Raw genomic sequence first — 18400 nt, forward strand, 5'->3', positions numbered from 1 at the left:
TTACCTCCTCATAAGCGAAGAAACTTCTTCTGTTTTTTCGAAAATCAGCCGAGGCGCTGATTCAGAAGAAGCTTTTTCGCTTATTTTTTTGATTTTGAGGATTTCGGCCGGATTTCGCAGGAATAGAGGAAATTATTTCTTCTATTACGGACGAAACAGCCGATTTGCGCGAAATAAGCGAAGATTTTTCTCCTGTCGTCGCAACCTCACAGCAACCCCAGCCGCTCCGCCTTGAGCGTCAGCGCATAGCGGCGGATCCGCACCTTGCCGGACGCGGGCTCCACATACCCTTGCATCCGGAGGCGGTGCAGCATCGGGCCGACGGTGCGTTTGGACAAGCCCGTCCACTCGGCGGCATCGTCCGGCGTGAACGGCCGCCCGTGGCGCATGGCGCGGCGGATCAGCTCCCGCTGCGGAAGCGGCAGCGACTTGTCATCCGCGCCGTAGCAGAGGCCGAGCAGCTTCTGGATGACCGTCCGGCACAGCTGCGGCCGCCCGCAGATGTCGTCATAGGAGAAGCGCAGCACTTTCCAGCCCTGAATCACGAGGTAATTTTGCCGATTGAGCTGCTCGGCGAATTGCCTGCGGTCGAGGTCGCGGTGGTGCGGGCCGTACCCGTCGATTTCGATGGCGGCGCGCAGCGCGGGCGGCGTGAACGCGAAGTCGATGAACAGCGGTTTTCCCCGTTCGTCCGCAATCTCATATTCCGGGTGCAAATCCGTGAAGTTTCCCGCCGCGGGCAGCCAGATCGTCTCGGCGAACAAACGCTCCGCATGGCCGTGCCCTTCCGCGAGTCTCCGGCGCCGCTCGCCCGTCCGTGCCACCAGATGCCGTTCAATCCACTCTTCATACAAGGAAGCCAATTTCCACACCTCCACCCGAAAAAAGAAAACACCGCCCAGCCCGTTGTCGGGTATGAGCGGTGTGCTTCACCAGCATTCATCGTAGCAAAACTGGCAGCAAAAGGCAAGTGGCGGGGCAGCCCGGCTGACAGAAGGCGAGGGAAGCGAGACGCAGAATTGACGTCAGCAGGCGAGGAAGACGCGAAACGGTCGGCAGAATAAAGAGTTAGGAGGACGGACCGGAGCGGTGTAACCGCTAAAATAAAATTAACAAGAAACACGAAATAATCTTGAACACGAATTCCCTGATTCTCCCTCACCCGATATAATCAAGCTGGAAATTCATCAGTGTAGGGTGAGGAGAATGAAATCTGCGGAAAGGTGGCCTATGTACATTGAAATCTATCAACTGAAACAGTTGGGGCTCAATGTTTCACAGATAGCCCGCAAACTGAACATTTCTCGAAACACCGTGTACAAATATCTGAACATGTCGCCGGAAGAAATGCAGGCATTCATCGAATCGGTGAAGACGCGGCGAAAGAAGCTGGATCCGTTTGAATCCCAAGTTCTTCAATGGTTGCGGGAATATCCGGACCTATCGGCCGCTCAGATTCATGACTGGTTGAAGGAACGGCGCTTGGATGCCAACGTCTGCGAGAGCACCGTTCGGCACTTCGTCCGGCACTTGCGTGAGCGGCATGGTATCCCGAAAAGCAAACCGATGCGCCAGTACGAAGCGGTGGAAGACCCGCCCATGGGACAGCAGATGCAAGTTGACTTCGGCGAAACGAGAACGCACGATCTTCATCAGCATCCCGTACGGTTATGGTGCATCACGTTTGTCCTGTCCCATTCCCGGTACAAATACGTGGAATGGCAGGATCGACCGTTTACCACGGCGGATGTGATCCGCTGCCACGAGAACGCCTTTGAATTTTTCGGCGGCATGACTCGCGAGATCGTCTATGACCAGGATCATCTTCTGCTTGTAAGCGAAAACCACGGCGATCTGATTCTGACGGCCGAATTTGCCGCCTACGTCCGGCAGCGCAGATTTCAGATTCGCATGTGCCGCAAGCAAGATCCGGAAAGCAAGGGGCGGGTGGAAAACGTCGTCGGTTTCGTCAAACGCAACTTTGCGCGCCATCGGACGTTTACCCACATCGACCGGTGGAACGAAGACTGTTTGGCTTGGTTGAACCGAACCGGAAACGGGCGGATGCATCACACGACCAAAAAAATACCGGCGGACGTGTTCGCCGAAGAGCGGCGCCATCTCCTGCCGGTTCCCGAAAAAATACAAACCAATTCTGCACCCAGTATAACAAGACGGGTGCGAAAAGACAATACGATTGTCTTTCAGGGGAACCGGTACTCGCTGCCGCTTGGCACCTACACCGGCACGGACACGTCTGTGGAGATTCGCGTGACGCCGGACAAGCAGTTGGTGGCGTTCGATCCGGCAACCGGCGAGGAACTGGCCCGCCATCCGCTGCATGCGGGTAAAGGCAAACTCATCAAAAACACCAACCATGCCCGGGATCGTTCCAAAGGGATTGGCGCCTATATGGAACACGTGGCCGCCCGCTTTCCAGAACCGGCGCAAGCCCGATCCTATCTGGCGGTCATCCGGGAACAAAACCGGCGTTACATTCGGGACCAGTTGCAATGGATCGATCGACACGCCAAAGACGCGGATCCGGATGTGCTGGCGCAAGCGTTGGCCTATTGTCTGAAACATCGACTCTACCAGGCCACGGATTTCGTGGATGCCCTGCACTATTACGCGGCTCTGAAATCGGCCGCGGCACCAGCCGTTCCGACCGATGTCCGGTTGCTCAGCGAGCCGGAACGGCAGAAACTGAAGATGAAGCCGCAAGTTCGCCCGTTTGACGTATATCAAGCCATCCTGGAGGGAGCCCGATGAGTGAAGCGACGATGGAACTGAAGTCCGTATTCAGCGCGCTGCAGTTAACCGCCGCCGCTGGGGCGCTGGACGAACTCCTGATGGAAGCCGAAACCAGGCAGTGGAGTTACCGCCAGTGTTTGCAGCGCGTGCTTTCGTACGAGTTGAAAAAACGGGAAGAAAAGCAGTTTGCCCGTCGGTACAAACGCGCCGCGTTCCCGGAACTGAAAACGTTGGACGAATTTCGGGTCGACGAACAACCGTCCCTGGGACAACGTCAGTTGCAGCAACTTCGGGAACTGATGTGGCTGGAGCAGCATTATAACTTGCTCTTTCTGGGCCCGCCCGGCGTCGGGAAGACGCATCTGGCGATTGGACTGGGCGTCGAGGCATTGAATCAAGGATATAGCGTCAGTTTCGTCACGATGGATCAGTTGTTGCATCTCTTGAAGACGCAAGAGATTTCCCGAAACGCCCAGCTGCGGGTGAATCGGATCATCCGTTCCGATCTGGTGATTCTGGACGATCTGATGTTCATGGCGCTGGATCGGCAGGAGGCTCACTTGTTCTTTCAGTTGATCAACAAACTGTATGGGCAGGCCTCCATCATCCTGACGTCCAACAAAGGACCGGAAGATTGGGGAGAACTGCTCGGGGATCCGGCCGTCACAACCGCCATTCTGGACCGGATCCTGCATCGAAGCGAGGTGATTCACCTGACAGGAGACAGCTACCGGCTCAAGCACCGCCAAACCATATTTGGAAATTTCTAGTTGTTGAAAATAAATTCGCGAAATTTGTTCAAAGGTACTTGACGGTTACAAGCGGAAGGTGCGAATGGCTCGGCAGTGTGCGAGATGGATGGTTCAAGCCGGCCAGCAGAAGGCGGGATTGGGGACGGCTAACCGTATATATTGTACCATATTTCATAATGTGATAATCTATTTCACGGAAATATGATGTTATAAAAAGGTTGTGTTGGCCATCGAACTGACTGCGAGACAATCGGAGATCGTGCGGCTTGTGGAAAGGCATGCGCCGATCACGGGCGAGCAGCTCGCCGGCATGCTGGGCGTCAGCCGGCCGACGCTTCGCTCCGACCTGGCGCTGCTCGTCATGCTCGGCCTGATCGACGCGAAGCCGAAGGTCGGCTACTTCCCGGGCCCGGCCCGGACCGCCCGGACCGCCTCGCAAGGGCTGGCCGGCTGTAAAGTGAAAGATGTCATGGCCGTTCCGGTCAGCGTCGGCGAGCACAGCTCGGTGCACGACGCTGTGGTCGCGCTGTTCACCGAGAACGTCGAGGAACTGATCGTCGTCGACCGCGAGCAGCGGTTCACGGGCATCGTAACGGCCAAAGATTTGCTGAAAGTGACGGTCGGCGGAGCCGACGCCTCGGCGTTTCCGGTCAGCCTCGTCATGACCCGGGTGCCGAACGTCGTGACCGTATCGCCGGAGGATGACGCGGCCGAAGCGCTGCGTCTGATGTTCGCCCATGAGCTTGACTGCCTTCCGGTGGTCCGCGAACGGAACGGGGTGCGCGAAGCGGCCGGCCGCGTGACGGTCCGGCACATCGCCGGCCTGCTCGCCGGAAGCCTGCAGCCGCCGGCGCCGCATGAAGGAGGCAGAAGTTGGTGACGGAACCGGAGAACGAGATGAACCCGAAGATCATTTACATTTGTTCGGACGGCGTCGGCGAGACGGCGGAGGCGGTGGCGAAAGCGACGATCCGCCAGTTTGACGGCGGCAGCGTGCGGCTGAAACGGTGCGCCCCGATCAAGGATGAGGATGAGATCGTCCGCATCACGGAGGAAGCGGCACGGACGGGCGGATTCATCGCCTTTACGCTGGTGCAGCCCGAGCTGCGCGAGATGATGCGCGAGGAAGCGGGCAGGCGCGGCGTCCGCGCGGTGGACGTGCTCGGGCCGATGATGCAGGCGTACATCGACACGTTCAACGGATCGCCGCGGAGCGAACCGGGACTGCTGCATACGCTCGACGAGGATTATTTCAAGCGGATCGAGGCGGTGGAGTTCGCGATCCGGTTCGACGACGGCAAAGATTTCCGCGGCCTGCTCCAGGCCGAAGTCATCCTGATCGGCGTGTCGCGCACGTCGAAAACGCCGCTCAGCGTCTACCTGGCGCACAAAGGCATCCGCACGGCGAACCTGCCGCTCGTGCCGGAAGTCCGGCCGCCCGCGGAACTGGTCGAGAATCCGGCCGGCGCGCTGATCGTCGGCCTCATGATGGAGCCGGAGAGGCTCGCCGGCATCCGCGGCTCACGGCTTCGCGAACTGGGCTTGCCCGGCGGCGTGTCCTACGTGTCGATTGAACGGATTCGCGAAGAACTCGCGTATGCCCGGTCGATCATGGAGGAAATCGGCTGCCCCGTCATCGACGTCACCCATCGCTCCATCGAGGAAACGGCGGCCATCATTGTGAGGATGATGCATGAAGCGCAGGAAAAACGGCAAAACCGTTAGGAGGAAGGGCATGGAAAGGGAACTCGCGCTGGAACTTGTCCGCGTGACCGAGCTTGCGGCGCTGTCCGCCGCCCCGTGGATGGGACGGGGCGACAAGAATGCGGCGGACGGCGCGGCGACGGAAGCGATGCGGCGCATGTTCGACTCCGTCGCGATCCGGGGTACGGTCGTCATCGGCGAGGGCGAGATGGATGAAGCGCCGATGCTCTATATCGGTGAGAAGCTCGGCGACGGCACCGGGCCGGAAGTCGACATCGCGGTCGATCCGCTCGAAGGCACGGAGATCGTCGCGAAAGGGCTGAACAATGCCATGTCCGTCCTGGCGGTGGCGGGCAAAGGACAGCTCCTGCACGCGCCGGACATGTACATGGAGAAACTCGCGGTCGGCCCCGCGCTCGCCGGCAAGCTCAGCCTGCGCGATCCGGCGCGCACGACGGTGGAGAAAGCGGCGCTCGCGCTGGGCAAGCCGCTGTCGGATCTCACCGTCATGATGCTGGATCGCCCGCGGCACGCCGCGCTGGTTGAGGAACTCCGGAATGCCGGCGTCCGGATCAAGTTTCTGTCCGATGGCGATGTCGCCGGGGCTATCGCTCCCTGTTTTCCCGAGACCGGGATCGACCTGTACATCGGTTCGGGCGGCGCGCCGGAAGGCGTGCTCGCCGCAGCGGCGATCAAATGTCTCGGCGGCGAGCTGCAGGGCCGGCTGATGATCGAGGATGACGCGCAATACTCACGCTGCGTCGCGATGGGACTGGACGATCCGCGCCGGATTCTCGGGATGAACGACATGGTGGGCGACGGGGATGTCATTTTTGCCGCCACGGGCGTAACGCCGGGCGAATTCCTCGGCGGCGTCCGGTATCTCGAAGGCGGCCGCGCCGAGACGCATTCGATGGTGATGCGCGGGAAGACGCAGACGATCCGCTTCATCCGGTCGCTGCACATGCTCAAGAACAAGCCGCTGCTCAGATGAACGGGATGCCGGGCATCCTTAAGCAAACGACCGCAGCATGGAGGTGGGAATACGGCATGGAACGGACATTCGTCATGGTGAAGCCGGACGGTTTCAGAAGAGGACTCGTCGGCGAAATCGTCAGCCGGCTCGAACGGAAAGGGCTGACGCTACGGGAAGCGCGGGTGCTCACCCTGACGCGGAAGCTTGCGGAGGAGCACTATCGGGAGCATCGGGACAAAAAGTTTTTCGGCGAACTGGTCGACTTCATCACGTCCGGCCCCGTATTCGCAAGCGTGTGGGAAGGGCCCGATTCCGTCGCGATCGCGCGGCGCGTCATCGGCAGCACGAACCCGGCCGAGGCCGCGCCCGGCACGATCCGCGGCGACTTCGGTCTCACCGTGGACAGCAACATCGTGCACGGTTCGGATTCGCCGGCCAGCGCGGAGCGGGAGATCGGCCTGTTCTTCGGATGAAAAGATTCAAGCAGCTGCGGCAGCCGCAAGGCTGCCGCTTTGTTTTCAGATTCGCCGATGGTTGGAGCTTTTGCGCGTCATAAGTGTCGGTTCCAGCTGGATGCTGACAATGTCGGGAGAAAGTTTTTCTTCAATTCGGTTGATCAGCAGTTCCAGCGAGGTGGACACCATGTCTTCGATCGGCTGATGGATGCTGGAGATGCCCATGATCTTCGACAAATACGTATCGTCGAAGCCGATCACGCTGATATCTTCCGGAACTTTCAGCCCGCGTTCCTCAATCAGTTTGATGCATTCCAGGGCGACGATGTCGTTTTCGGTGAACACACAGGTGAAAGGGAACGTCTCGAACTGCCGGAAGTGCCGTTCGATACCTTGACGCACGAGAAAATTGTCGTTGGACGTCTGTTCGAGTTCAAATACCCGGACATCCGAAACGGGAAGCTGATGCTCATACAACACACTGGCGAAACCGAGATACTTCTCGTCATCGGATTTCCCGATATAGGCGAAGGAGGTATGGCCGGCTTTGATGAAACTTGCGGCCGCCAATTTCCCGGCTTTCATGTGATCGATGGCCACGCTGTCCAGCGAGCTTACCGTCTGCGTGATGGACACGACGGGGATGGGCAGCTTGCTGAGCCGTTCCAGATTGTAGCTTCCGGTGGGAACGATGACGCATCCGTCGATTTGCCTGGTGAGGAAGTTCTGGATGTTCTCCCACTCCAGGATCGGGTTGTGCTTGGAATTGTGCAGAATGATGTTGTAGCCCAGCTTCCGCGCCTTGTCCTCCAGATGGTCGACCAGCTCGACGAAATAGGGATTGTACATTTCGGACACGCTGACCCCGATCAGCTTCGACTGATTGCGCTTCAACGTTTGGGCGGTCTGATTCGGCACGTATCCGACCTCTTCAATCACCTTCAAAACCCTCGCCGCCAGTTCCTCATTAACGTCGGGGTTTCCGTTGATGACGCGCGAGACCGTCGCCTGCGACACATTGGCCAGACGGGCGATCTCCTTCATCGTGATTCTTTTCTTCACGTCGGCCTCCAGGACCCTGTATTGTTCCGTTCCGAATGGTTAAAACTATCATAGCATATTAACTCAACTTTCGCAGCATGAAATAGGCAGATAAGCCTTGATGTAATTGGGCAGAGCAGCAATCCACTCCTTGAGTTGACGCTGAATAAATACCGAAAGCTTTTTGCCTGCTTTTGCAGCGACTTCACGGATCAAATCGACCAATTGCTGTAACGCTGCGACCCAGTCCACCGCACCGACTTCGTCACAAAGCAAATAAAACAGGCCGCCGAGCGAACGCGCGTCTGTGCTTTGCCGATGCTGCCAGGCCAACAGGATATAGCGCGAAAACACAATGGTCGTGTGGCTTACGAGCATATCATACGACCGGCCCTGGAACTCGTTTTGCAGACGCAGCAGCGACTTGGCGCACTTGAAGAAAACCTCGATGTCCCATCGCATCCGATAGATCCGGATGATGTCCTGGGCCGTCAGACCAAGGTCAGTCGAAAGCAGGGCAAGCCATTCGTTTTTCCTGGAACGATGGCGGACAAACACGACCACCACCGGGATTCCCGGGGCGAGCGAGGTTCGGATGAGACGAAGGATGTTGCGGTTCTTCCCTTCGACACGCGGGGAAGCGGCATACAGTTCCTTCAGGCTGAGCCGCTTCCCGTTCACGAGATAGCGCTTGTTATCGTTCTTGACCATGCCGATCACGTGCAGTCCGCGACGGATGATTGCCTGAATGAGCGGCGCATGTGTAAACCAACTGTCCATCAGGGCGTACGATGCCGAAACGCCGGCCTCAAGCGCACGATCCAGCATGGCCGCGATGACCTGCGGAGCCGTACAAAACGCTTCTAGCCGCCGCTTGTAGCCATGGCTTCGCTTGCCGATCCCGTCCACCATGCCGTTGATGCCGGACTTCGCCGAACTCAGCAGCGCAAAGTCCATCGGGACAAACGAATGGCCGTCCGACCAGCCCATCGAAGCCTTTGTAGAAAGCACCGGTCGCATGATCCTTGAAGCGCGCCAGCATCTCGACGGCCTTGCTCCGGTTGCGCGCGTACATGGAATCGTCGAAAATCAAGGCGGTCTCCCGGTTTGACGAGGTCAGCGGTTCGATTCTTGCGATCGTTTCGCTGCTGAGCGACAGCAAAAACCGCCGCCATGCGTAGCCGCCGTGATTCAAGAAACGATACACCGCATCTTTGCCGGGGAACGTCTCGCCTTTGTTGCTTTCCAGCAGACGAAACCCGTTCTTCTGATGGAACATCAGGACAAAGACAAGGCGAAACAACCAGGCGCAGGTAAATCCGAATTTCTTCCTGAACCCCGCGGCATTCAAGTGTTTGAGAACTTTCAGTTCCTGAAAAGCAGGTTTGATCTCTTGAGGGAGTTGATCGAATGGCGTCGTTTGATTTATCATGTAGGAAACACCTTTTCTGTTCGGTTTTGGGATCTTGGCAATTCCAATTATACCAAACAGAGAGGTGTTTTTCATTTCGTCAAGCCTGGAACCAAACGAGCTAAAACCCCATCATCCCAAGGAATTAGCGCCATTTTCTCTCTGCGAAAGTTGAGATATTAATTTCATTCTATCATAAGAATACGATTTCCGAAGATAAAAATCAATTTAATCAGCAAATTATGTCAGTGTCAAGCTAGCGTGGGCAGTCATTTAAGATGCTTGGAACGCGAACCCCAAAGGAAACCTCTTCCTTGTAAGCGCTTTGCTTCGTTCTTTCATCAAATAAAAGTGATTTGTCAGAATTTTTTGCCATTATCCGCGAAGAGCTTTGAGTGCCATACCCGTTGTGCTGCTTTGCTTCGGTCCTTGCAGCATGCGAATCATTCCAGCGATACAACCCTTGACTGGTTGCGTCACGTTCTTGAGCAATTGCCGCATGTTTATTGGCTGTTGTGACGTTGCTTGCATACTCGCATGTCCTTCAACCGTTCTTACAACCATGCCGGCTTCTTTAATCCTCATCATTGTCCACAGCATCGCCCTGACGCCTCGCTCACTCCAACTGTACCCGCCACGCTTCGTCCGCTTGGCGAATATGCGCATCTGCGATTCCGCGCTTCCCATCGGGCGCATACCGCTTGTGTCGATCCCCTTCACCTGGAGTGTTTTTCGGTAGTCGTCCAAATGCTTCTCGTGCCGCTTCAGATAGCTTTTATACCGCTTCCAATCCTTCCGGTTCTCTTCCGCTATCTCTTGCTCCGCTACGCTTTCTAAGGCCGCTATAAGCGCGGCTGCGTCCTGTTTGGCCAGCGACCGTCTCACGGTCTCCCACACCTTCGGTAAATGTCCGACAAAACGTTTCAAATCACGCGCCACATGAAAGCGGTCCAGCATGTACAGGCATTGGTGAAAGTAGGATGTACATTCCCCGATCCACCCCGCGCCGTCTCCGTTCACCACAAGCCACGTGTTCTCGTCGATTTCGTAACGCTCCACCAGAAAGTCCCCGAACCCTTCCCAGAAGTCGCCGCCGCTCGTATGCAGGTAATGCTGTTTATTCTTCAGCCGCACTCGCTTGCCGCTCTTCTCCCAGCCTTCGTGTACGACAGCGATTGCGTTCTCCATCCCACGCTTCTTGCTCCGCTGCAGCTTCGTGTATAGCCCATCCACTTCCACGAACAATACTCGCGCTGGGCGTCGCTTCACCTCAGACATCGGCTGTTCCGCACGCTCAATCAGTTTTTCCCTGATCGCTTGGTGGCTCAGCACATTGTATCCCAGGAGCTGCTCCAGCCGCTTAGCGCTGTCCCGGTACGACGGTCCTTGGCTGGCGAATGCGATGGCTGTCTCTTCCAAATGCGGACTGACTTTCCCGCGCCCTTCGAATTGCAACAGCTGATCCAGCAGATACACGTGTTTGCCGCTTCTACGGTCACAGTACAATCTCCGCTTAAAGCGCACATTCCCGAACACTGTGTTGACGCTTGTTTCACGCTCGTCCTTTACTCGATAACGCTCTCGGTCCCGTTGCTCCAAGATCTGCTGATCCAGCGCCTCCAGCACCTGCTTCATCGCACGAGCGAATTCCTCCTGCATTTTCCGAAATATCCATTGCTCAATCTCTTTCATTGTCGGCATTGTTGTGGTAATGTTGCTCACAGGAGCTTCCTCCTTCTTGGTGTGTTGTGGACAAACATCACTTTACCAAGGGAGAAGCTCTTTTTCTATGTCCGCTTTTTCCAATTCCTACACCCACGAAGATTTTACACTAACGCAAATTATTTTATTGTTGACAGCGATTACAGCGTCTTATATGATTACTTTCAGAATACGTATTCTCAATTTATTCTGGTTTTTTCTCACTAATTCTCACGGAGGGGCGTATGAAAAAGAAACTCGTGTTGCTCGTCGGTCTGATTGCCTTGGTGCTGCTTGCGGGATGCAGCGGCGGGGGGAACGGCAAGAAGGACACCATCGTAGTCTGGACGCAAGCGTCCGCGGACACGCCGGAGGGGAAAATGTTTGCCGATCGCGTGGCGAAATACAATGAACTGCATCCGGACAAACCGAAGGTCGAGATTCAGAACATTACGCGGGCCGGTGCCGGCTCCGGTTACATCGACAAATTGAACGCCGCCATTACCGCCGGCGACATGCCCGACATCTTCACGCTGGACGGTCCGGACGTGGCCGCCTACGCGGACGCGGGGGTCATCGGCGAAGTGGGCTCCTATCTGAGCGAAGGATTTGCCGAAGGATTTACCGCTTCGATCCTGGAGCAAGGCACGGTTGACGGCAAGCTGTATGCGCTCGGCTATTCGGATTCGGCCGTCGTCGTGATGTACAACGAAGACATGATCAATGCCCTGCCGGATGACATCAAAGCCAAAATTCCGGCTCCCGATGAAGACTGGACCTGGGATGAGCTGCTGGAACTGGCCCGCGACATCGATCAATACGCCTCGGAGAGCAACGATCCGGCCTTTGAAAAGTACGCGGTTGCCTTGAGCACGCTGCTGACGGATGTGGCAAGCGGCGTGTATGAGACCGGCACGTATTATTTCACGCCGCTCGTCTGGTCGAACGGTTCGAACATTGTGGCCGACGACGGCTTGACGGTTGACGGGGTGCTGAACGGCCCCGAGACGCTGGAAGCGATGACGAAATATGCCCGGCTGTTCGCGGGGGATCGTCCGCTGGCCAGCGCGGCGGAGCCCGAGAAGGCCTTCCATTCCGGACAGGCTGCCATGGCTGTCGCAGGCTTCTGGTACGTCAACGAGCTCACGGGCAATTACCCCGATCTGAAATTCAGATCGCTCCGCTATCCGAAAATGAACGGGGAATTTGACGGTCTCTATACGCCGTCGGGCAGCTGGGCCTTCGTCAGAAGCGCGAACATCCCCGAGGAGCGCATTCCGCAGGTCGTCGAAGTGATGGAATGGCTGACCAATGATGAAGCTTCGCGGGAATATTTCACGAAGAACGGCTCCATTCCGACCCGGATCAACGCCATCGATGTGATCGACACCAATACGGACAACCCGTATTTCAACGAAGCATGGAAAGTGATGCAATATCAGGTCCAGCATACGAACAAGGCGCGTCCGGTTTCCGTGGGGTATCCGTACCTGTCCGAGACATTCGCGAAGGACGTCCTGCTCAAAATCGCCCAAAACAAGACAACCGATGAAGCAACCATCCAGACCTACCTGAACGACGCGGTCAAGAAGATCGATCAGGAATTTGCGAAGTACAAAAAAGGATAACCCGGAATTGGCGAGGTTCCATCCTCGCCACTATCTTTGACGGGGGTGAAAAGGGCAAATGTTCAAGCAGTACAAATGGCAGGAAGTCGTCACGGCCTATGCGTTCCTTCTCATGGCGCTGCTTCTGGCCGTGTTGTTCATCGTGCTGCCGATCGGCAAGGCGATCAACTACAGCTTTACGGACTATTACCTGCTGAAGCCGCATGAGCGGCAATTCATCGGATTCGACAATTACCAGCGGATCTTCACCGACGACCTGTTTCGCAAGACCTTCCTCAACACGGTCAAGTTCGTCGTGTTCGTGGTGCCGATTCAGTTGACGATGGCGCTGGTGCTGGCGCTCATCGTGAACAGGAAAGTCAAGGGCGTCGGGTTTTTTCGCACCGCGTATTTCTCCCCGGCCGTGCTGTCGCTTGTCGTCATCTCCATTTTGTGGACGGTGCTGCTGAATCCCGATTCGGGGCTGATCAACGAGGTGCTGACGGCGTTGGGGCTGTCTCCCCAGCCTTTCCTGACCAGCAGCTCGCAAGCGATGTACACCATCGTCATGATTTCGGCGTGGTCGGGCTGCGGCTATCAGATGATGATTTTCCTTGCGGGGCTCTCGAACATTGATTCCAGTCAATATGAGGCGGCGGAACTGGACGGCTGCGGCTCGCTGCGCAAGTTCCGGTACATCACGCTGCCGGGCCTGAAGCCGATTACGATGTTCCTCGTCATCACCACGACCATCCAGGCGTTCAAGCTCATCGTGCAGCCCATGGTCATGACGGGAGGCGGCCCGGATTATTCCACGATGACGATTCTGCAGTACATCTACGAATACGGCTATCGCCACCGCAACATCGGGTATGCGAGTGCGATCACGGTGGTATTCACTGTTTTCCTCATCGTCGTTTCCGTCCTCATCAAGAAGCTCTTTCGGGAGGAAAAAGCGTGAAGGTCATCAGGAAAACGGCTTTTTATATCGTCGCCTCTCTCATCGCGCTTCAATTTCTCGTTCCCATGGTGTGGATGATCCTGTCGTCTTTCAAAATCGACAGCGTCATCTACCGGGACATCTCGACCATCTATGCCGTGGTTCCGAGATTCGGGGATCTGACTCTGAAATCCTATCAGGAACTGTTGTCCATGTACAATGTGTTCCGGAATGTGCTCAACAGCCTGATATACGCGTCCGTTACGGCGCTGGCGGGCCTGACCGTCAATTCGCTGGCGGGCTACGCGCTGGCCAGGTTTCATTTTCCGTTCAAGAACGCCATATTGTTGTTTATCATCGCGCTCATGATTGTGCCCGTCGAGGCCATTATTCTGCCGCTCTATCTGGTCGTGCATGAACTCGGGATGATCAATACGCTTGCCGGCTACCTGATCCCGTTCTTCGTCAATGTCATGAACATCTTCCTGTTCAGACAGCACTTCCTGTCCTTCCCGGAGGAGCTCATCGAGGCGGCCAAGGTGGACGGCCTGACGGAATTCGGGAGCTACTGGAGAATCGTCGTTCCGGCCAGCCTCCCCATGTTTGTGTCCGTCGGGATTTTGACCTTCATCGGTTCCTGGAACGACTTTCTGTGGCCGGTCATGGCGATCACAAAATCGGATCTCATGCCCGTGCAGGTGGCGCTCAACGCGATTTTCAGCGACACGTACAACATTTTCACAAGCCACATGATGGCGGCGCTGACCATTGTGACGATTCCCATCATCGTGTTGTACGCCCTCTTTCAGAGACATATCATCGAAGGCGCAATACGGAGCGGCATCAAGTAAGTCTTGCAGCATAGCGAAAAACAATGGGAGTGGGAGATCATGCTGTCCAAGCTCGAAGCGGCAAATCAATATATCCGGCAACACAGACATCGCGTCACCAACCGGCCGCATTTTCACTTTGCGGCGGAAATCGGCTGGATCAACGACCCGAACGGATTCATCCATCACAATGGCGAGTATCATCTGTTTTATCAATACAACCCGTACTCCACCAGGTGGAGCGACATGCACTGGGGACACGCGACCACGACGGATTTTGTCCGCTGGAACTACAAGCCGGTCGCGCTGGCCAATGACCGGCCTTATGATGCGAACGGCTGCTTTTCGGGAAGCGCCATTGAGAAAGACGGCAAGCTGCATTTGCTCTATACCGGACATGTGGTCGGGGAGGATGGGCAGGTCGTCCAGCGGCAGTGCCTTGCCGTATCGGAGGACGGCGTGCATTTCGAGAAGCACCCCGGCAATCCCGTCATCGGCGAAAAAGAGCTGCCGGAACGCTACATGTTGTGCGATTTCAGGGACCCGAAAGTGTGGAAGGAGAAAGACAGCTATTATTGCGTGCTGGCGGTGCGGAACGAGAGACGCCGCGGTGAAATCATCATGTTCGAATCGAAGGATTTGGTCAAGTGGCGGTTTCATTCCTCGATCTACCAGACAGCCGAAGAGCAGAACATGCTCCTGGAATGTCCGGACTTGTTTCATCTGGACGGGAAAGATGTGCTGATTTTCTCCGTCATGCCGTGCGATCCCGAGTATGCCGGGCAGGTGACGCATCATGTCGCCTATGCCATCGGGACGCTGGATTACGGCACGGGCAGGTTTGAGGTGGAAAGTCAGGGCATTCTGGACGAAGGCCCGAGCTTCTACGCGCCCCAGACCGCCTGCGGCCCGAACGGCGAACGCATTTTGATCGGGTGGATGCAAAGCTGGAGCCAGGGCGGGTTGCCCGAAGCATTTGCATTCAACGGCATGATGTCGATCCCGAGACGGCTCGCGGTCGAGGATCGGAAGCTGCTGCAGAAGCCGTTCCTGCCGTTCGGGGATCATTTTGCGCTGCAGGCTTGCGGAGAAGTGGGCTTGTCTTCCGGTCGGGAGCAGGTCGTGCTGGAGGGCCACTCGGGCCATATCCTGCTGGAGCTGAGCAAATCGGAGCTGGACGAACTGAAGGGGAATGTCCTGGCATTCCATCTGCAGAGGAAGGACGATCAGGCGATCACAGTGGAACTGGACGCCGCGGCGGAGCAGATCTCCGTTCGCTCCGGTTATGCGGACGGCCGGGATTATCGGTTGGATGTCCGGGTGGACGAGGGGTTGGTGCTCGAGCTTTTTGTGGACTTGTACTCTCTGGAAGTGTTTATCAACCGCGGCGAAAAGGTGTTCACCGTAACCTCCTACGCTGCCAAAGGGTCCTTATCGACCGTCTCCGCCGCGCAACCTGTCAGATTGGGGAAGCTGGAAAGCCGTGTGTTTTGCCATGGCGGGTCAGGCGGAAGTGTCCGTCCGTTGTGACCGTAACCGCATAGAAGCGGATTGCATATTGCGGCGGCCTGCGGGTTGCCGTACATTTTTTGGCGCTTGTACATCGTTGTCCATGCAGGCTCGGCCGCGGTTGCATACGTTATGATACGCGCGGCCAAAGCTGCGCCTGAAGGGAGGAGGCGCGAAGAGCATGGCAGTAAAGAAGGATCAGGTACGGAAGCTGATCGGCCGGGAGATTTACGCGCTCAAGAAAGACGGCTCGATCGTCTCCGGCAAGCTGGTCGGCATCCGCGGCAACCGGCTGATGCTGGAACAGCCGCGCGGCAAGGCGCAAGTGAAAGGCCTTCTGCCGCTCGTGCTGTTCGATCTGCTGGCGATCGGGTCGTCGCCGTATGAATTCGGCGGGTTCGGCGGACCGTTCTACGGTCCCAGCTTCGGACCGTTTTACGGACCTTACGGCGGCGGGTTCTTCTGGTAACGACCGGCTTCATCGCTTCATCCAGGGCAGACGCGGGATGCGTCTGCCTATTTTGTCTTGTTGCCCAATAGTGTTAAGGGACGGGTGCATAGGATAACGCAGTCCGATCGGAAGGAGGTGCTTGCGGATGGGTTACCCTGGCGGTTACGGCGGCTTCGGCGGTCACGGTCTGTTCACGAGCACGGGTGTGATTCTCGTTCTTTTCATCTTGCTGGTCATCGTGCTTCGCGGCTGGCTCGTGTAATGACCGAATAAGCCGAATTTGACGGTCTGGCAATGGCGTCAGGAGGAAGCGCCGTCCGTGCGGAGCGACAGCATCCGGTGGCTGCACGGGCGGCGCTTTTATTGCCGGGGGTTGATGAAAATTATTACATAATATATATTTAATGCTATGCACGGCGATCATACGTTCGTATTGAAAGGCGGATTCGCATTGAGGCTGCGGGACCTGAATGGCAGAAGGAATTGCAAAAGGAGGTTGTTCAAATGGGTGCGTTTCGCGGTTTTACCGAACAGACGCTCCAATTTTTGCGCGACGTGCGGGAGCAGAACTCCAAGGAGTGGTTTGAACAGAACCGTCCGGTTTACGAGCGGGAGCTGCTGGAGCCGATGCGCGACCTGGCGGCCGACCTGAGCGGCACGATGCTGACCATCGATCCGCAGCTGGAGACGCGGCCCGCCGTGGGCAAGACGATCTCGCGCATCCATCGCGACACGCGCTTCTCCAGGGACAAGTCGCTGTACCGCGATGCCATGTGGATTACGTTCAAACGCCGCTCGGGAGAATGGAAGGACGGTCCCGCGTACTTTTTTGAGCTGCGTCCGGACGGCTACCGGTATGGAATGGGATTCTACGCCGCTTCGAAAGACACGATGGACAAGCTCCGCGAATGGATCGACGAGGAGCCGGAACAGTTCCGCCGGACGACGGCTTTCTATGAGCGCCAGCGGACCTTCGTCATCGAAGGGGAATGCTACAAGCGAATCCTCGATGCGAGCAAGCCCGAATCCGTGCTTGAGTGGTACCAGCGCAAAAATATTTACCTTGCCTGCAACCGGGAGATTGACGAGCTGCTGTTCTCTCCGCGTCTTGCGGATGAGGTGGCCTCGGGATTCGAAATGCTCGGCGGGCTCTATCACGCGTTCTGGTACTTGAGAATGCGGGCAGCCGGCGCATGAAGCGCATGCGGTGTTAATATAAGGGAAAATGCATCGGGAGCAAGGAGTGTTCGCGGTGTCGAAGAAAGTGTTTGCAGTGTTCGTCGGAGTGCTCTTCACATTCTGCATCGCCGCCTCCGTTTCCGCGGCCGGCACGGTCAAGCTTTACGCAGAGGGACGACAGATCGAGTCGGAACATCCGCCGCAAATCAAGAAAGATCGGCTGTTCGTTCCGGTCAGCGTCGTGTCCGACGCGCTTCATGTGCCTGTTTCCTGGGACAACCGGACAAAGCAGGCTTCGTTTCAGACCGGCGGCGATTCCTTCGTGTTGACCTTGAACCAAAAAAGCTACACGAAGAATGGCGTAAAGTTCGCGTTGGATGCGGCGCCGTATCTGTACAATGGAAGGCTGTACGTGCCGCTGCGCTTTTTTTCGGAGGCGTGCGGTTATCAAGTGCAGTGGGACGCGAAAACGCAGGCCGTCCATATCAACAAAGGGACACAAAACGCCGTCGATCTGAACGAATTGCAGCGCGTTGCCCTTCCGGAAGGACTGGAGCTGATATCGCATGAATGGTGCCGCTGCCGAACGACACGGGAGAGAAGGAAAAAGCCGGACTGGAAGGCATCACCGTCAGCGTGGTTCTGAAAAACACGGGCGAGTTCGGCATCGACACGGCATCGCTCATGTATGAGATCGGCTCCTTGTCCGGAAAAAGCGAGCCGCAATTAGGCAACATTGCTGCCCATAACCCGGATCTGCCGGATACGGTTGCGCCGGGAGAATCATTGGAGTTCCGCATTTTCGCGACGGCATATGAAGACGAGGCTTTATATCTGGTTATTTCCGTCTGAAGAATGAAAGATGAGGATGTAATCGTCTGTGAAAATGTCACTTGTTAATCCTGTTTCTTGATGCATGGATGGACCGGGGGAATAGCCGTGAAGCAATCGTACGGTCTTGGTGTATTTTTGTTGGTGATCTTCGTCCTCGCGATCTTCGTGGTCCATTCGGATTCCGGCGTCCGACAATCGTTCGAATGGGCTACGACCTATGTGCTTCCGTGGTTGGTCTTCGTTGTCGCCGTCGATT

At 56.6% G+C, this 18400-nt stretch carries 18 protein-coding genes and 1 pseudogene; 15 read left to right on the top strand and 4 right to left on the bottom strand.

From position 1 onward, the window contains the following. Window positions 1-206: 206 nt before the first annotated feature. Window positions 207-863 carry a DNA glycosylase AlkZ-like family protein gene (locus THECO_RS02820; protein WP_015253554.1) on the bottom strand — a complete coding sequence of 219 codons (657 nt, stop codon included), beginning with the start codon at window positions 861-863 and terminating at the stop codon, window positions 207-209. A 367-nt stretch (window positions 864-1230) separates the two neighbouring features. Between THECO_RS02820 and istA the strand changes: the two genes are divergently transcribed. The 6 genes from istA (at window position 1231) to ndk (ending at window position 6659) form a co-directional block, all read left to right on the top strand. Next, window positions 1231-2772: an IS21 family transposase gene (gene istA, locus THECO_RS02825; RefSeq protein ID WP_015253555.1), complete on the top strand. Its 1542-nt coding sequence runs from the start codon at window positions 1231-1233 to the stop codon at window positions 2770-2772. Further along, on the top strand, window positions 2769-3524 hold the full coding sequence (gene istB / locus THECO_RS02830) for an IS21-like element helper ATPase IstB (RefSeq protein WP_015253556.1): 756 nt from the start codon (window positions 2769-2771) through the stop codon (window positions 3522-3524). The genes istA and istB overlap by 4 nt, the downstream gene beginning before the upstream one ends. 205 nt (window positions 3525-3729) lie before the next feature. Continuing rightward, on the top strand, window positions 3730-4386 hold the full coding sequence (locus tag THECO_RS02835; RefSeq protein WP_015253557.1) for a helix-turn-helix transcriptional regulator: 657 nt from the start codon (window positions 3730-3732) through the stop codon (window positions 4384-4386). A 17-nt stretch (window positions 4387-4403) separates the two neighbouring features. Further along, the gene (locus tag THECO_RS02840) at window positions 4404-5231 is read left to right on the top strand and encodes a pyruvate, water dikinase regulatory protein (protein ID WP_041854100.1); all 828 of its coding nucleotides are present in this window, start codon (window positions 4404-4406) and stop codon (window positions 5229-5231) included. A 10-nt stretch (window positions 5232-5241) separates the two neighbouring features. Continuing rightward, window positions 5242-6204, top strand: a complete 963-nt coding sequence (gene glpX, locus THECO_RS02845; protein ID WP_015253559.1) for a class II fructose-bisphosphatase — start codon at window positions 5242-5244, stop codon at window positions 6202-6204. A 56-nt stretch (window positions 6205-6260) separates the two neighbouring features. Continuing rightward, on the top strand, window positions 6261-6659 hold the full coding sequence (ndk, locus tag THECO_RS02850; RefSeq protein ID WP_015253560.1) for a nucleoside-diphosphate kinase: 399 nt from the start codon (window positions 6261-6263) through the stop codon (window positions 6657-6659). Between the two features lie 45 nt (window positions 6660-6704). On the opposite strand, the gene THECO_RS02855 is transcribed toward ndk, so the two are convergent. The 3 genes and pseudogenes from THECO_RS02855 to THECO_RS02865 form a co-directional block, all read right to left on the bottom strand. Further along, on the bottom strand, window positions 6705-7703 hold the full coding sequence (locus THECO_RS02855; protein WP_015253561.1) for a LacI family DNA-binding transcriptional regulator: 999 nt from the start codon (window positions 7701-7703) through the stop codon (window positions 6705-6707). A 63-nt stretch (window positions 7704-7766) separates the two neighbouring features. Continuing rightward, window positions 7767-9114: pseudogene (locus THECO_RS02860) on the bottom strand (IS4 family transposase). A gap of 354 nt (window positions 9115-9468) precedes the next feature. Then, window positions 9469-10815 (bottom strand): ISLre2-like element ISTco2 family transposase, encoded by a 1347-nt coding sequence (locus THECO_RS02865; RefSeq protein ID WP_015253563.1) that lies wholly within the window; start codon window positions 10813-10815, stop codon window positions 9469-9471. A gap of 224 nt (window positions 10816-11039) precedes the next feature. On the opposite strand from THECO_RS02865, the gene THECO_RS02870 reads away from it, so the two are divergent. The 9 genes from THECO_RS02870 to THECO_RS02905 all read left to right on the top strand — a co-directional run bounded on the left by THECO_RS02870 (window position 11040) and on the right by THECO_RS02905 (window position 18162). Continuing rightward, entirely contained in the window at window positions 11040-12422 is a 1383-nt protein-coding gene (locus THECO_RS02870; protein ID WP_015253564.1) for an ABC transporter substrate-binding protein, read from the top strand. A gap of 58 nt (window positions 12423-12480) precedes the next feature. Beyond that, entirely contained in the window at window positions 12481-13362 is an 882-nt protein-coding gene (locus THECO_RS02875) for a carbohydrate ABC transporter permease (protein ID WP_015253565.1), read from the top strand. Beyond that, a complete protein-coding gene (locus tag THECO_RS02880; protein ID WP_015253566.1) occupies window positions 13359-14192 on the top strand; it encodes a carbohydrate ABC transporter permease in 834 nt (277 codons plus the stop codon). The genes THECO_RS02875 and THECO_RS02880 overlap by 4 nt, the downstream gene beginning before the upstream one ends. A gap of 39 nt (window positions 14193-14231) precedes the next feature. Beyond that, window positions 14232-15701, top strand: coding sequence for a glycoside hydrolase family 32 protein (locus tag THECO_RS02885; protein WP_015253567.1), 1470 nt, complete (start codon window positions 14232-14234; stop codon window positions 15699-15701). Window positions 15702-15861: 160 nt separating this feature from the next. Next, complete coding sequence (locus tag THECO_RS02890) at window positions 15862-16149, top strand: hypothetical protein (RefSeq protein ID WP_015253568.1); 288 nt, start codon at window positions 15862-15864, stop codon at window positions 16147-16149. A 127-nt stretch (window positions 16150-16276) separates the two neighbouring features. Further along, window positions 16277-16393 (top strand): hypothetical protein, encoded by a 117-nt coding sequence (locus THECO_RS20940; protein WP_015253569.1) that lies wholly within the window; start codon window positions 16277-16279, stop codon window positions 16391-16393. A 242-nt stretch (window positions 16394-16635) separates the two neighbouring features. Then, window positions 16636-17328 (top strand): DUF2461 domain-containing protein, encoded by a 693-nt coding sequence (locus THECO_RS02895; protein ID WP_015253570.1) that lies wholly within the window; start codon window positions 16636-16638, stop codon window positions 17326-17328. Window positions 17329-17383: 55 nt separating this feature from the next. Then, window positions 17384-17956, top strand: coding sequence for a copper amine oxidase N-terminal domain-containing protein (locus THECO_RS02900; RefSeq protein ID WP_015253571.1), 573 nt, complete (start codon window positions 17384-17386; stop codon window positions 17954-17956). Continuing rightward, entirely contained in the window at window positions 17881-18162 is a 282-nt protein-coding gene (locus THECO_RS02905) for a hypothetical protein (RefSeq protein ID WP_157373504.1), read from the top strand. Before THECO_RS02900 ends, THECO_RS02905 begins: the two co-directional genes overlap by 76 nt. The last annotated feature ends 238 nt before the right edge of the window (window positions 18163-18400 follow it).

This window comes from Thermobacillus composti KWC4, assembly GCF_000227705.2.
In the GTDB taxonomy this organism is placed as follows: Bacteria; Bacillota; Bacilli; order Paenibacillales; family Paenibacillaceae; genus Thermobacillus; species Thermobacillus xylanilyticus.

Excerpts from the sequence above, each read along its gene's own strand:
- istA (WP_015253555.1), top strand. The coding sequence starts at position 1,231 with ATGTACATTGAAATCTATCAACTGAAACAGTTGGGGCTCAATGTTTCA.
- istB (WP_015253556.1), top strand. The coding sequence starts at position 2,769 with ATGAGTGAAGCGACGATGGAACTGAAGTCCGTATTCAGCGCGCTGCAG.
- THECO_RS02840 (WP_041854100.1), top strand. The coding sequence starts at position 4,404 with ATGAACCCGAAGATCATTTACATTTGTTCGGACGGCGTCGGCGAGACG.
- glpX (WP_015253559.1), top strand. The coding sequence starts at position 5,242 with ATGGAAAGGGAACTCGCGCTGGAACTTGTCCGCGTGACCGAGCTTGCG.
- ndk (WP_015253560.1), top strand. The coding sequence starts at position 6,261 with ATGGAACGGACATTCGTCATGGTGAAGCCGGACGGTTTCAGAAGAGGA.
- THECO_RS02870 (WP_015253564.1), top strand. The coding sequence starts at position 11,040 with ATGAAAAAGAAACTCGTGTTGCTCGTCGGTCTGATTGCCTTGGTGCTG.
- THECO_RS02875 (WP_015253565.1), top strand. The coding sequence starts at position 12,481 with ATGTTCAAGCAGTACAAATGGCAGGAAGTCGTCACGGCCTATGCGTTC.
- THECO_RS02885 (WP_015253567.1), top strand. The coding sequence starts at position 14,232 with ATGCTGTCCAAGCTCGAAGCGGCAAATCAATATATCCGGCAACACAGA.
- THECO_RS02890 (WP_015253568.1), top strand. The coding sequence starts at position 15,862 with ATGGCAGTAAAGAAGGATCAGGTACGGAAGCTGATCGGCCGGGAGATT.
- THECO_RS20940 (WP_015253569.1), top strand. The coding sequence starts at position 16,277 with ATGGGTTACCCTGGCGGTTACGGCGGCTTCGGCGGTCACGGTCTGTTC.
- THECO_RS02895 (WP_015253570.1), top strand. The coding sequence starts at position 16,636 with ATGGGTGCGTTTCGCGGTTTTACCGAACAGACGCTCCAATTTTTGCGC.
- THECO_RS02905 (WP_157373504.1), top strand. The coding sequence starts at position 17,881 with ATGGTGCCGCTGCCGAACGACACGGGAGAGAAGGAAAAAGCCGGACTG.